Origin of the sequence: Butyrivibrio sp. AE3003 (assembly GCF_000686065.1) — a bacterium.
Classification (GTDB): domain Bacteria; phylum Bacillota; class Clostridia; order Lachnospirales; family Lachnospiraceae; genus Butyrivibrio; species Butyrivibrio hungatei_A.
On the sequence record NZ_JMLX01000001.1, the window covers coordinates 3,137,245 to 3,149,694 of the forward strand.

The window sequence follows — 12,450 nt, forward strand, 5'->3', positions numbered from 1 at the left end:
GAGGATTTTTATTATGAACACAAAAAGAATATTAGCAGTAGCACTTTCAGCAACTATGGTATTTGGAAGCACGCTTACAGCATTTGCTGATGATCCTGATACTTCAGCAGTAACAGGTACAGGTACGGGTAAAGGTACACCTACAAGCGAAGGATATGTTGATACAATGGTACCAAAAGTACTTGTCCCTACAGAACAGACTATAAATGCGGGATTATCATTCCATGTAGATCCTCAGCGTCTTATTTCGGGAACATCTAAGGCAGCCCATCCTGATTGGACTATGCCTGAAGCAGAGGATGATTCAGGTGTTTACTTCTTGACCGGAGAAAATACATATACAAATAATAGCGGTACATTTAATATTGCGAACCTTGGAACTGGAGATGTAACATTTACAATCACAGTTGAGGCTGTACCAACTGCGACACCTGATACAGATATTCCATTTGATTCTAAGACTAATGTTGAGGCTGCTAATCCTACAGCTGCTAAGCTTTATATTGGAGCAAAAATAGGAAAAGGAGCTACGGCAGAAGCGGTATCTAGTGAGGCACTAACAAAGAAAGTTGTTTTAGCCGGCAATTCTGCAAACTATGATTACAACTATGGAGCAAGTGGATATGAATATGTTATGAAGAGTGGAGAACTCAAGTGGAATGCTGTTCCTGTAAGTTTTGAGGGTTCAATTACCAATTTTGCTACAGATAAGACCGTTCCCGGAATTAAGCTTACATATTCATGGGCTGCAAAGGTTGATGGTGATAAAACTACAGATGGTGTAACAATTGAGAGTGAATTTGCACCTAGCGAAGAGGAATTAGCAGGGGGTGGATCAACTCCTGTAATTTCAAATGCAACTAAGGCAACAGGCCAGGCATGGAACTATACGGCAACATTTACTAAGGGATCAGCTCTTACAATGGCCGCAACAGGATTGACAGAAGCGACATGGTCTAAGACAGTAGATAGTGGTTATGCTGCTTCAAGCAATATTACTGTAAGCAATGGTGCAGTTACAATTGCAGCTAGCAACTGGGGCAGTGCTAACTCAGGCGATGTACGATATATTAAAGTTAAGATTTCAGGAACAGACTATATAATCAAGATTACGATAGCATAAAAAATAGTCTTCAGAAAGTGCGGGGAGGCATACGCCTCCCCGTTTTTTAGGGTGTAAGGACTTGCAGGGTATGAAATATTACAATAATATAATGTTTAAATTGTTCAATGACTTAAATAATTCAGAAATACGATATTGTCATTTTAAAAGCAATCAGCATATCAGACAAAGCTTTGCTGCTGCTTCAGATTTTGATTTGCTTGTTGACAAAAAGGATAAAGCGCGAGTCAACGCTTTTTTTGTTAACTATGGGATAAAACGTTTTGAATCACCGGTAGTAAATAATTATCCGGACGTTGAAAATTGGTTATGTTTTGATGATGCTACGGGGAATATATATCATATTCATTTGCATTATGCACTCATAACAGGGACAACACATGCAAAAGAGTATGAACTTGGATTGGAAAAAATTCTTTTGGATAATTCATATGTAAATTCGGATTATAATGTAAAGATGCCTGAAGCAGAATATGAGTTGTTGCTTCTTATGATTCGATTAGCATTGAAAGGGACACCAAAAGATTTTGCCAGAGCTCACAGTGGAAAATGGGTACTTGACAAGGGCTTTTATGACGAATTTAACTATTTAAAAAATAGATCAGATATTGCGAAATTAGAAAAGATATGCAGGGAAATCTTTGATGCGGATATTACTGCTGAAGTAAAAAAATGTTTTAAGTCGGGGATTGGTTATGATCAGTATCTCAAACTTTACAGTTCTTTTAGGGAGCATTTTTCAGGTAATAGAAGGTTTTCTTTTTTGAATGCAGAGAGATTGTTCTGGACGCAGGAATGTATTCAAAAAAATGGTAAGGTAAATAAATCACTTGGAGGCTTTTACATAACGAAAAAGGCCAGATACAGAAGAAGAGGATTGTCTATAGCATTTGTCGGGGTAGATGGCTCTGGAAAGACTCGAGTGACGCAGGATATATGTAGTTGGTTATCAAAAAAAAATTGATTCACAGCTTGTATATTTAGGTACGGGTGATAATGCTACAAAGGATATAAGAGCCTTAAAATGGCTTTCGCGTAATTATGACAAGACTTTATGGTGTAACGGTGGGGAGGAGAAAACGAAAATAGGAGATGATATTCATGATATCTTAAAGGGAAGCATAGTTCTTTGCACTACTGAAAGAAACAAAATAATACTTCAGAGAGTAAGAAAATATGTTGAGGCAGGTGGGATATGTGTTATGGACAGATTTCCCCAGCTTGAAATAAATAATGAGAATGATGGTCCTAAGCTTGGGAATTTGAACGGGAAAAATCGCATAAAAAATATGATGGCTGCAGCAGAATATAAAAACCTAGTTAAGGCTATTTCAATGCAACCGGACATTATATTTCGTTTAAACATAGATATTGACACATGTATTCATAGAAAGAGTGAGCACACGAATAAGAGAACTACTTTTATGAATAAAATTGAGTCATTAAAAAGAATTAATTATGCAGGTGCCAAAGTTGTGGAGATTGATGCGACAAAACCATATGCGGACGAATTGTTAGAAATAAAAACTATAATATGGAGTTTACTGTAGTCGTGTTTGGCAGAGGGAGGATAGAACAATAGTTGGAATTAAAAGTGCTTTAAAATTCAAAGATACGTTTATATGCGCGCCACAAAATGGATGCTCAGTATATTCCTTAGATTTAAAAAAAAGAACAGCACAGGTTATGTTTAAGTTACCAGTCGAGTTTAGAGGCACTGTAAAGGAATTGTTTTTTTATGAGAATAGTGTGTATTGCGTTAGCCTAAAGAACGCAATTGTCAGTTGTTTTCATGTTGACAGAAATGAAAATCTGGAAACTTTTGCCGCTGATAGTTCAGCGGAGTTCACATGTGCTACATTGATGGGAACGTGCATATACATATTTCCCAAAAACAATCTGGACAGAACGGTCGTTTTTGATATAAGAAACAGAGTTTTTTTATTACCAAAATTTGATTGTTCAGAAGAGGCTAAAAGTATATATGAAAAATCAACAGCAAGAAGAAGCTATAGACATAAATCATCTGTTTATCTCTTGTATACAGATATTTGCTGTGTGCTCAGGGTTAATCTTTCAACTAATGAGATAAAAGTTTTGCATGTTCCGCAGAAATATCCATATTATGATATGAAGATAATTGGAGACCTGTGCTATTTAATTCCATTTGATACTAGGGAAATTTTTGTGTGGAATATGCTATCTGGAGATTTTAAGAGAGTATCAGATGGAGGTAATGAACCATATTTCAGAATAGCATTACTTGGAGATGACATTTATCTATATTCAAAATGTGGTAAGAATTCAGTATTATCAGAAGGACAGATTTTTGAGACAGATATAAACCTTGATGTGAATAAGAGTATTGCGTCGGATAAAGGGGTATATCTTTTGCCTTGGAGCGATGATAGATTTGCTTTTGTTAGTTACGGAATGGAGACAGAGTACTTTATGATTGCTGAACCAATAGAGACTATTTTGGACGAAGGATTCGTTATGGAGAGAAATTCAACTTTGTGCGATTTTATTAGTTATATTGCTGGAAGGGGAAATTAAATGACTAAGAATAAGAAGAGTGATAAGTTGCCAATATTCGGACTTCTTATCGCAGCGTTTTTCAATTATATATGCTTAAAAATGTGTAAGATGGCTAGAAATAAGAGCAAATCCGATGCCAGGAAATATGAAGATTATTATAAATTGTTGGCTAAATGGATGGTAAAAAAACAACAAGGAAAGAATATAACTAATTATTTGTATTCCATGGGATTTAAAGAAATTGCAATATATGGGATGAAGGAAGTTGGGCAAATACTTTTGGGTGAGCTGGATGCTGAAAAAGTAAAGGTTAAATATGCTATAGATCAGAGCGGTGAGTCGAGCGAAGAAATTAGTATTGAAGTATACTATCCGGATGACTTACTGGATAAAGTTGATGCGATTGTTGTTACTCCAATTTATTATTTTGATGATATAAAGCGGCATATGGAGACTAAAGTTGGCTGTCCTATTATTTCTATAGAAGAGATTATTGATAAATGTTGAATCAAATGGGATCTATTAAATTATTAATAAAGAACAATGGAAATTTTGCTGATGTGACCGGCCGAAGAGTGATTCTTTGGGGAGCAGGAAGGAATTTGAGGCCGCTTTGTTATTCAATGCAGATTGATAGCATTGCTTGTGTTGTTGATTCATCTTCCTCTATGTGGCAAAAAAAAGTAGTTTTGCTTGGAGATGAGTATGTTATAGAAAAACCTGATGCCATAAAGGAATATGATGAAAATTGCTGTTTCATCATGATTACAAGTACCAATTATAGGGATGAAATAAAAAAGAATATTCATGAATTGTATGGAGAGAGATATCTTATATGCGAAAAGAAAAGTGACTTTTTCAGGCAGTATACATCCTTACAAGAATTGTTATACAAGGATCCGATAATGGTAAATGCTATTGCAAAAGGTAATCTATCGTTATGCTTGGAAAGTATAGAAAACAAAGTATTACAGAAAATAAAAGAATATATTTCAGAAAATCTGAATGAACTGGCATTTAGTCCGTTGGATGGAGCAACCAGGGTGACATTTCTTGTTTGGCAAAATAATGTACGGAAGTATATTGTGCACATTCCGGTTAGAAATTATAGGGAAGAATATAATCCATCTAATACAAGGAGTACTGCTATACGGTATGAAGACAGAATGCAATTGGGAAACTTGGATAAACTCTGTGTATATACTGATGATGAAGGAATAGAGATAGAAAAGTATGCAGAAACTGATTGCATTGATTGGAATAATGAAGAAATTGTGAGAAGTGCTTTAGGAGAACTTCGATTGCTTCATGGCAGCAATATTAGTTTGCAAAATAAATGGGCTCCGATTGACAGGGTGTTAAGTAATGAAATATTTATTGTTCAGTATAATGGATATTTACCTGAGAAGTTGTCGGCTCATATCCATTATTTATGTTTTGGTGAGTTGAGTAATATTGGTGTAACATCTGTATGTCATGGAGATGTACACCTTGATAATTTCGCTATGTATAAAGACGAAATTGTCCTTATTGATTGGGAATGGGTTGGGATGTCTGACCCTATGTGGGATATATGCATGTTATACAGTAGTTTAAAAAATAGAACTGCAATGAGATATAGTCTGGGAGATTTTTTCAAAATTTACTATGGTTATATTCCATCTCAGCAAGAATTGAGGCGTGCTAGGCTGACATATGTGCTTTTGGAGTATTATCTATATTGTATATTCTTAAGAAAGAACAATTGTAAAGATGAAGAACGTGAAAAAGAGATTTGGGAGCTACTTCGAGATATCAGAGATATGTAGTGCAGAAGGGATGAGTTTTAGTTGGGATAACTATATATAGAGGCATTGTCTGAATTATTTGCTCATAATTGAGTGCAAAGGAGACCAGCTATGAAAAAAACAATAGTTTGGGGGGCTGGGAGAGGTTTATGTGATTTGCTTAAATACATTGAAAAAATAAAGCTCTGTCCCAATGATTATATTGTTTCAATTGTTGATAGTAATCCGGAGATGGTGGGGAAAGAAATAAATGAAATACCAATAATAGCTCCATCAGATTTATTAGAAATGGATTTTGATTTCATATGTATTTCTTCAGATATTTATTTTTATGAAATAAGGGAGCAGATCCTTAAAAACAACTTTTGTGATGAAAGTAACATAATTAATAAAACAAGGTTTTACATGTTTTTGTATCCTATTGCTGAGCATAAAAAAAGGTATGGAGAATATAAAAAGTGCATTCCAGGTAATGCATTTATGAAAACGAATCCGCTAATTATATATACTGCTATCACAGGGAATTATGATGATTTGAAATCACCTATATTTATAGATCCTAATGTTAAATATATATGTTTTACAAATAATCCGCAATTGTCTTCTGATAAATGGGAGATACGATATGTGTCGGATTCTTCATTATCCGATGTACAACTTGCAAGGAAGATAAAAATATTACCATTTGAATTTATGGATATAGATAAGAATATTTTATGGGTTGATGCGAAATATAGTATATTTTCGGATTTAAGGAAGTATATTTCAAGGTATTTGCGAAAAAGTTCAATTCTTTGTTTTCCACATTTTTCTAGAAACAATGTATGTGATGAGATGAGCGTATTGGTGCAAATGTATCCTTATATCAAGGAAAAGCTAATTATTCAGACAGGAACATACCTTTTAGAAGGTTTTAAGGATGATTGCGGATTGTATGATACGGGATGCATTTATAGAGACTTTTCAGATGAAAAAGTATATATAATGATGAAGCAATGGTGGGATAATATAAGCAATTATACACATAGAGATCAGATATCATTCCCATATGTGTGTTGGAAGAATAATTATTTACCCGATATAAGTGATTTATTTATTGAAGATAACGAGTACTTAAAAGTTACTCCACATAGTAAAAATAAGTGTAGCCTAAAAATATGATGTGTTTTTTAGAGCGAGTATAGAAATGAATAGACGTAAAATACTGAGGTCAGCGAAAACAGATGGAGAATGTATTTGATATACGGCGAGAAGAAGAACTCTATTATATTGTTGATTCTTCGGGTGAATCAACAATTAAGCAGGAAGATAAGCGCAATAATCGAATTGCTGTGATCATGTATCTTTACTATCCTGATATGCTTAGTCGATGGATTGGGTATATAAGTGCTATTCCTCCATACGTTGAGAAGATAATCATCTCTTCAAATGAAACTATAATAAGAAGTATAGAGGAATGCAAAGAGTTTGAAGATGTCAAATTGATTAAAAAACCTAATGAAGGCAGAGATGTAAGTGCACTTCTTATTGAAGCTAAGGAATCTATCGTAAATGCAGATTATGTTTGTTTTGTGCATGATAAAAAAGAACATCAGAATCCGCAGAGAGAGTACGAAACAGATTTCTGGGTTGCAAATATTTGGGACAATATGCTTGGAAAAAGCCCGAAGTATTTGGAGAATGTTATTGGATTATTTGAGGATAATAATGAGCTTGGTGTTCTTTTGCCTCCTGAACCTATAGGATATTATTATGATACGTGGGCAGGTAAGGGATGGTATGGCTCATATGATGCTACGAGGAAGCTTGCTGATATATTATCGTTAAAATGTGAAATGTCTTTAGATAAACCGCCTATTTCTATAGGCACTGCATTATGGTTTAGAGTTCCTGCATTAAATAAATTGTTTTCATATGATTGGAAGTATTCGGATTTCGATGATGATAAGCTGGCGAATGGTGGTGATTATCTGAGTTATGGTGTGGAAAGAATTTTTCCATATGTTGCGCAGGATGCCGGTTATAAAACAGGAATGCTTATGACTTCAGAGTATGCAAAAAAGCAGACTGCGATATCACAGGATTTATGTGTTATTTATTCCAAAACTCTCTCAAAATTGATTGGAATTAGCTCTGCAAAGGAGTGCATGGAGATTTTAGAACGATATGATTCTTTGGAAGCGGTATGCAAGAAAGCCGGAGATATCTATCTATATGGAGCGGGGTACTGGGGGAAAATACTATTAAACCTTATTCGGATTATGGGATATAGTCCAAAGGCGTTTCTTGTTTCCGAAGAAAGTGATAATAAGAATGTGCAGCTCTCTGTATTGAAATATGGAGAAGAAAACCTTGGCCATGATGATATAGTGATTATCGCAGTATCAAATATAGATGCTATTAAAAATATTGCCAAAAAACTTGATGATAAAGGTTACAACTATTTTGCTTTCTGGGATGAGAATAATGGCTAAAGAATTGGATGTTATAAAAGGCAGAAAAATAGTTATTTACGGAGCGGGAACAGTTGCTGATTTTTTCTTTTATTATCTATGTCAAAACGGATATGAGAAGAACATAGATGCATTCGTGCTGACGAAGCTGGTTGGCGATAATGTAAAGAAATTTGGCAAGCCGGTATATGAATTTGAATCGTATTTTGGCAAGCAGAGAGACTGCGTGATTTTCATAGCCGCTCAAAAGAAAATCCAGAAAGAAATAGAGGAAATTGTAAAAAGAAAAAAAGGCATAGAGTATTACAGTGTAGATGCTAAAACTATAGTAGATGAGTTTTATGAAAAACTGAACAAACAACCTATTAATAGATACAAAATTTTGGGGCAGAACCAGTGTGTGTCAGGATATGGGGATAATCCCAAATATATATTTGAGGAATTACATAGGAAAGATAGAGACAATAAACTTGATCTTGTATGGAGTGTTTCTGAGTATGATTCGGAAATACCTCAGTATGTCAGGCAAGTAATATATGGAAGTTATGAATACTATGAGGAACTTACAACGTCGCATATATGGATTGATAATGAACGTAAGCCTAACTTGATCAGAAAACGCGATGGACAGGTATATATACAAGCTTGGCATGGGGCTGCCCCGATAAAAAAAGTTGAGGCAGATGCTATAAGTTCGCTTGAAGATTTCTATATAGAGGGCGCAAAACATGATTCTGAGATGGCGGATTTATTTATTTCAGGAAGCGAGTTTTACACGGAGCTGTATAGAAAATCGTTTTGGTATAACGGAGAAATTTTAAAATCCGGACTTCCGAGGCAAGATGTTTTTTGGAATACGCATAATATAAGAAAAAAAATTTATTCTAAATATCAGATTTCTGAAGATGTGTGGACAGTACTATATGCACCTACATTTAGAAGTGATTATCATGAAGGATGTTATGATCTTAACTTAGATGGAGTGATTGAAACGCTTAAGGCTAAGTTTGGACGAGATTTTAAGATGCTTGTCAGCAGACATCCTGTAAATCATATCAGCTACAATTTTAATAGTTGCGTGGAGTATATAGAGGTTGGCTGGCAGCAGGATTTTGAAGAAATACTTGCTGCGGTTGATGTACTCATAACCGATTATTCAGGGTGTATGTATGACTTTTCATATACAGAACGACCGATATTTCTTTTTCAGACTGATTATGAGGAATATATAAAAGACAGAGACTTTTATATTCCAATGGATGAGTTACCATATATTACTTCGAAATCAAACAGAGAATTGATAGATAACATAAAGGCGTTTGATGAAGTAGCATACAAGGAACACTTAAGGGGATTTATGCAGAAGATGGGTAACTATGATAATGGCACGGCATCGAAACAGGTGGTGGACTATATACTGGATCATTATATGCGAGGGGAAGTATGATTTGGGGAATAAAGAGAAATTTGCGTTATATGCACTGGCAGATTGCGTATAGAAAAAAAGGTGAAGAGAAATTTACTCCTGTTCCTAATCCTGATTATGCATGGGCTGCGGACCCGTTCTTGATTGAGTATAAGGGGAAGTTACTTCTTTTTGCTGAATTGTTTTTATATAAGTCGGAAAGAAATGGAGTTATAGGATATTGCGAATATAAAGGTGACTGTTTTGGCGAGTGGATAGTAAGTATGGACGAACATTGGCATCTTTCATATCCAAATGTTTTTATGGATGATGGTGAACTTTATATGTGTCCTGAGTCCTATCAAAAAAAAGAGGTTGGCTTATATCAGCTTATGGAACTTCCAGATAAGTGGATCCAGAGAGAAACGCTTATATCAAATGTGAAATGGGTGGATTCGACTTTTTTGAAATATAACGATAAGGATTATTTATTTTCGTTTGAGCCTAGGTTTGATAAAGATGAAGGAACTCTATTAATGATGACGAAGGGTAATGACGGGAAATATTCTGATCGAGTGGATATTTCAAAAGATAAAAGTGTTGCAAGACCCGGAGGCAATTTTTATTTTGAAGCAGGGAAGCTTTACAGAGTTTCTCAGAATTGCCAAAATTCATATGGTGAGGCAGTTGTGATCAGTGAAGTTGATAGTGTTGAACCTCAGTACAGAGAACATGTAGTTAAGAAGCTTTCACCAAGCAATGTCGTAATTGATACTAAACATGAAGTGCTGGGAATTCATACGTATAATCAGGTTGGGGACTATGAAGTAATCGATTATAAATACTATGAACCTTCATTGGCAGAAGCGTTTGCTGCAAAACGAACCAGAAAAGTGTTTACTAACAAATACCGGAGTAGATGAAATGGGATTGCATGATGTTATCTTGTTTGGAAGAGGAAATGTATATCAGAGAAAAAAGAAAAAAATATTTGAGGATTACAATGTAATTTGTTTTTTAGATAACCATGTTGAAGACAAAGAGGTAGATTCGGAAACCGGAATACCGGTATATAATCCTAAGTATATTGGGGATTTTTCTAATGAAGAGGTTGTGATATTGTCATATGCAGTTGGATCGATGGCTAAGCAGCTTCTTAAAAGTGGAGTATCATCTGAAAGAATAATTATGGGACCGCAAATGGCGCCATATAATACTTTTGAAGAGATGTTATTTTCTCAGGGGAACGGAAAACTGATTCTTGATGGCGATGATGTGGTTTATGCTAATAAGCTTTATGAAATAGAAGAAAAGACCGATGACGATAATTTGGAAAGACTTGTAGATGTTTTGAAAAATACAGATATGTATCATTCTTCAAAAGATTTTCTGGATAATCTTCAACTGACTCCGATTGATGATACATATGGCTTTAATAGAGGAACTCCTGTAGATCGTTATTACATTGAGCAGTTTCTTGATAGTAATAGGAATTATATAAAAGGACATGTCTTGGAAGTTGGAGATAGAAGTTATACTGAAAAGTATTCTGACGGAGATGTGGAGAGGGCTATAGTACTTAATGTTCTTAGTGCAGGTGATTCAGATGATACTATTAAGGGGAATCTTGAAACAGGTGAAGGTATTCCTGATGGTACTATAGATTGTTTTATATGTACTCAGACACTGCAGTTTATTTATGATGTTGAGAAAGTTGTAGATAATATAATTAAAGTTCTTAAAAAAGGTGGAGTGGCTCTTGTCACAGTTGGAGGAATTTCACAGATAATAGATTATGAAAGAAGAAAGTTTGGGCATTTTTGGAACTTTACCGATATGTCATTGTCTAAGGCTTTTCAGGCACACCCGGAAGTGGAGAGCGTTGAAACTAAGGTATATGGAAATGTCAAATCTGCAACAGCTTTTTTATATGGACTTAGTTATGATGAATTGAAAAAAGAAGAATTGGATTATCTGGATGATCGATATCAGGTAATTATTGCCGCGGTAATAAGAAAGAGGTGAAGCACAATGAAAAGAATACTTCATATGACGCCTCCGGAAGTGAGTAATGGTGTATATAGATATATCTTTAATCATATGCCTGTAATTGATCAAGAAAAGTATAAATTTTGCTTTTTGACAAAAAATGCTGAAGATCTTATGGCTACACCGGAGTATAAAATCTATAACTTTCCGGTTTATAAGCTTAATGGTGTTCAAAGAGACGGAAGGGAGGCTTTCGAACGCGAAATAAGATCTATTTTGAGTGAAGATTTTGATGTAATTCATCTTCATACCAGTTCGTGGAGGGGATTTCTTATTGAAGAGATAGCCATGGATATGGGAATAGAGAAGGTTATTGTTCATTCGCATAGTACGGGTATTGATTTTGAAGATGAAGATGAGAGAAATAAGATATATAAAGATCATGTTTATTATAAAGAATTATTTGATTTGAAATATGCAACGGATTTATGTGCATGTTCTAAGTTGGCCGCTGATTGGCTTTTTCCAAACAAAATTCCCAGAGATATTATAAAAATTATGCCCAATGCTATTGATGCAAAAAAATATGCATTCAATGAGGCAATTCGAGTTAGAGTAAGAAAAAAATATGGAATTGAAAAAAGGACAGTATTGGGGCATGTTGGAAGATATAGTTATACCAAAAATCAGGGATTTTTGATTGATTGTTTTTGCGAAGCTTATAAAAAGAATAAGAGTTTATTCTTAATTTTGATTGGACAGGGGGAGAATATACAGAAGATAAAGGGATATGTGAAAGAGCTTGATATGGTAGAAAATATTTTATGCCTTGGATGGGAAAACAATATATCCGACTATTTACAGGCTTTTGATGTTTTTTGCCTTCCATCTAAGTTTGAAGGACTTCCCATATCGGTAGTTGAGGCACAGGCAGCAGGATTAAGATGTCTTGTCTCTGATTGTGTTACTTCTGAAGTAAATATCACAGGAGATGTGGTGTTCTTACCTCTTCAAAGAGATGTATGGAGAGATGCTATATTAAAGTATAGTGATGAATATATACGACTTGATACGCAGAAAGCTTTGATTGATGCCGGATATACAATTGAATCTTCCGGTGAGAGATTGTGTTCGTTATATGACAAGGTTCGATAA

At 34.8% G+C, this 12,450-nt stretch carries 12 protein-coding genes; all 12 read left to right on the plus strand.

Features of this window, described 5'->3' with window-relative positions; genetic code table 11:
- Positions 1-13: 13 nt before the first annotated feature.
- Positions 14-1,123 carry a hypothetical protein gene (locus CD00_RS0115065; protein ID WP_026656725.1) on the plus strand — a complete coding sequence of 370 codons (1,110 nt, stop codon included), beginning with the start codon at positions 14-16 and terminating at the stop codon, positions 1,121-1,123.
- A 70-nt stretch (positions 1,124-1,193) separates the two neighbouring features.
- Positions 1,194-2,087 carry a hypothetical protein gene (locus CD00_RS0115070; protein WP_185750470.1) on the plus strand — a complete coding sequence of 298 codons (894 nt, stop codon included), beginning with the start codon at positions 1,194-1,196 and terminating at the stop codon, positions 2,085-2,087.
- A gap of 238 nt (positions 2,088-2,325) precedes the next feature.
- Positions 2,326-2,673 (plus strand): hypothetical protein, encoded by a 348-nt coding sequence (locus tag CD00_RS0115075; RefSeq protein ID WP_026656728.1) that lies wholly within the window; start codon positions 2,326-2,328, stop codon positions 2,671-2,673.
- 136 nt (positions 2,674-2,809) lie between these two features.
- Positions 2,810-3,679 (plus strand): hypothetical protein, encoded by an 870-nt coding sequence (locus CD00_RS0115080; protein ID WP_207640512.1) that lies wholly within the window; start codon positions 2,810-2,812, stop codon positions 3,677-3,679.
- Positions 3,680-4,168 (plus strand): hypothetical protein, encoded by a 489-nt coding sequence (locus tag CD00_RS18660; protein ID WP_051594239.1) that lies wholly within the window; start codon positions 3,680-3,682, stop codon positions 4,166-4,168.
- 5 nt (positions 4,169-4,173) lie between these two features.
- Positions 4,174-5,469 (plus strand): phosphotransferase, encoded by a 1,296-nt coding sequence (locus CD00_RS0115090; RefSeq protein ID WP_207640513.1) that lies wholly within the window; start codon positions 4,174-4,176, stop codon positions 5,467-5,469.
- 90 nt (positions 5,470-5,559) lie between these two features.
- Positions 5,560-6,609, plus strand: a complete 1,050-nt coding sequence (locus CD00_RS19575) for a nucleoside-diphosphate sugar epimerase/dehydratase (protein ID WP_051594240.1) — start codon at positions 5,560-5,562, stop codon at positions 6,607-6,609.
- A gap of 62 nt (positions 6,610-6,671) precedes the next feature.
- The gene (locus tag CD00_RS0115100) at positions 6,672-7,922 is read left to right on the plus strand and encodes a rhamnan synthesis F family protein (protein WP_026656731.1); all 1,251 of its coding nucleotides are present in this window, start codon (positions 6,672-6,674) and stop codon (positions 7,920-7,922) included.
- Complete coding sequence (locus tag CD00_RS0115105; protein WP_026656732.1) at positions 7,915-9,348, plus strand: CDP-glycerol glycerophosphotransferase family protein; 1,434 nt, start codon at positions 7,915-7,917, stop codon at positions 9,346-9,348. The genes CD00_RS0115100 and CD00_RS0115105 overlap by 8 nt, the downstream gene beginning before the upstream one ends.
- 29 nt (positions 9,349-9,377) lie before the next feature.
- Positions 9,378-10,229, plus strand: coding sequence for a glucosamine inositolphosphorylceramide transferase family protein (locus CD00_RS0115110; RefSeq protein WP_207640514.1), 852 nt, complete (start codon positions 9,378-9,380; stop codon positions 10,227-10,229).
- A 1-nt stretch (position 10,230) separates the two neighbouring features.
- Positions 10,231-11,331 (plus strand): methyltransferase domain-containing protein, encoded by a 1,101-nt coding sequence (locus CD00_RS19580; RefSeq protein ID WP_051594241.1) that lies wholly within the window; start codon positions 10,231-10,233, stop codon positions 11,329-11,331.
- A gap of 24 nt (positions 11,332-11,355) precedes the next feature.
- Entirely contained in the window at positions 11,356-12,450 is a 1,095-nt protein-coding gene (locus CD00_RS19585) for a glycosyltransferase (RefSeq protein ID WP_330370488.1), read from the plus strand.

Coding starts and splice junctions, on each gene's coding strand:
- CD00_RS19575 (WP_051594240.1), top strand. CDS start 5,560: ATGAAAAAAACAATAGTTTGGGGGGCTGGGAGAGGTTTATGTGATTTG.
- CD00_RS19585 (WP_330370488.1), top strand. CDS start 11,356: ATGACGCCTCCGGAAGTGAGTAATGGTGTATATAGATATATCTTTAAT.
- CD00_RS0115065 (WP_026656725.1), top strand. CDS start 14: ATGAACACAAAAAGAATATTAGCAGTAGCACTTTCAGCAACTATGGTA.
- CD00_RS19580 (WP_051594241.1), top strand. CDS start 10,231: ATGGGATTGCATGATGTTATCTTGTTTGGAAGAGGAAATGTATATCAG.
- CD00_RS0115090 (WP_207640513.1), top strand. CDS start 4,174: ATGGGATCTATTAAATTATTAATAAAGAACAATGGAAATTTTGCTGAT.
- CD00_RS18660 (WP_051594239.1), top strand. CDS start 3,680: ATGACTAAGAATAAGAAGAGTGATAAGTTGCCAATATTCGGACTTCTT.
- CD00_RS0115110 (WP_207640514.1), top strand. CDS start 9,378: ATGCACTGGCAGATTGCGTATAGAAAAAAAGGTGAAGAGAAATTTACT.
- CD00_RS0115080 (WP_207640512.1), top strand. CDS start 2,810: ATGTTTAAGTTACCAGTCGAGTTTAGAGGCACTGTAAAGGAATTGTTT.
- CD00_RS0115105 (WP_026656732.1), top strand. CDS start 7,915: ATGGCTAAAGAATTGGATGTTATAAAAGGCAGAAAAATAGTTATTTAC.
- CD00_RS0115075 (WP_026656728.1), top strand. CDS start 2,326: ATGGACAGATTTCCCCAGCTTGAAATAAATAATGAGAATGATGGTCCT.
- CD00_RS0115100 (WP_026656731.1), top strand. CDS start 6,672: ATGGAGAATGTATTTGATATACGGCGAGAAGAAGAACTCTATTATATT.
- CD00_RS0115070 (WP_185750470.1), top strand. CDS start 1,194: ATGAAATATTACAATAATATAATGTTTAAATTGTTCAATGACTTAAAT.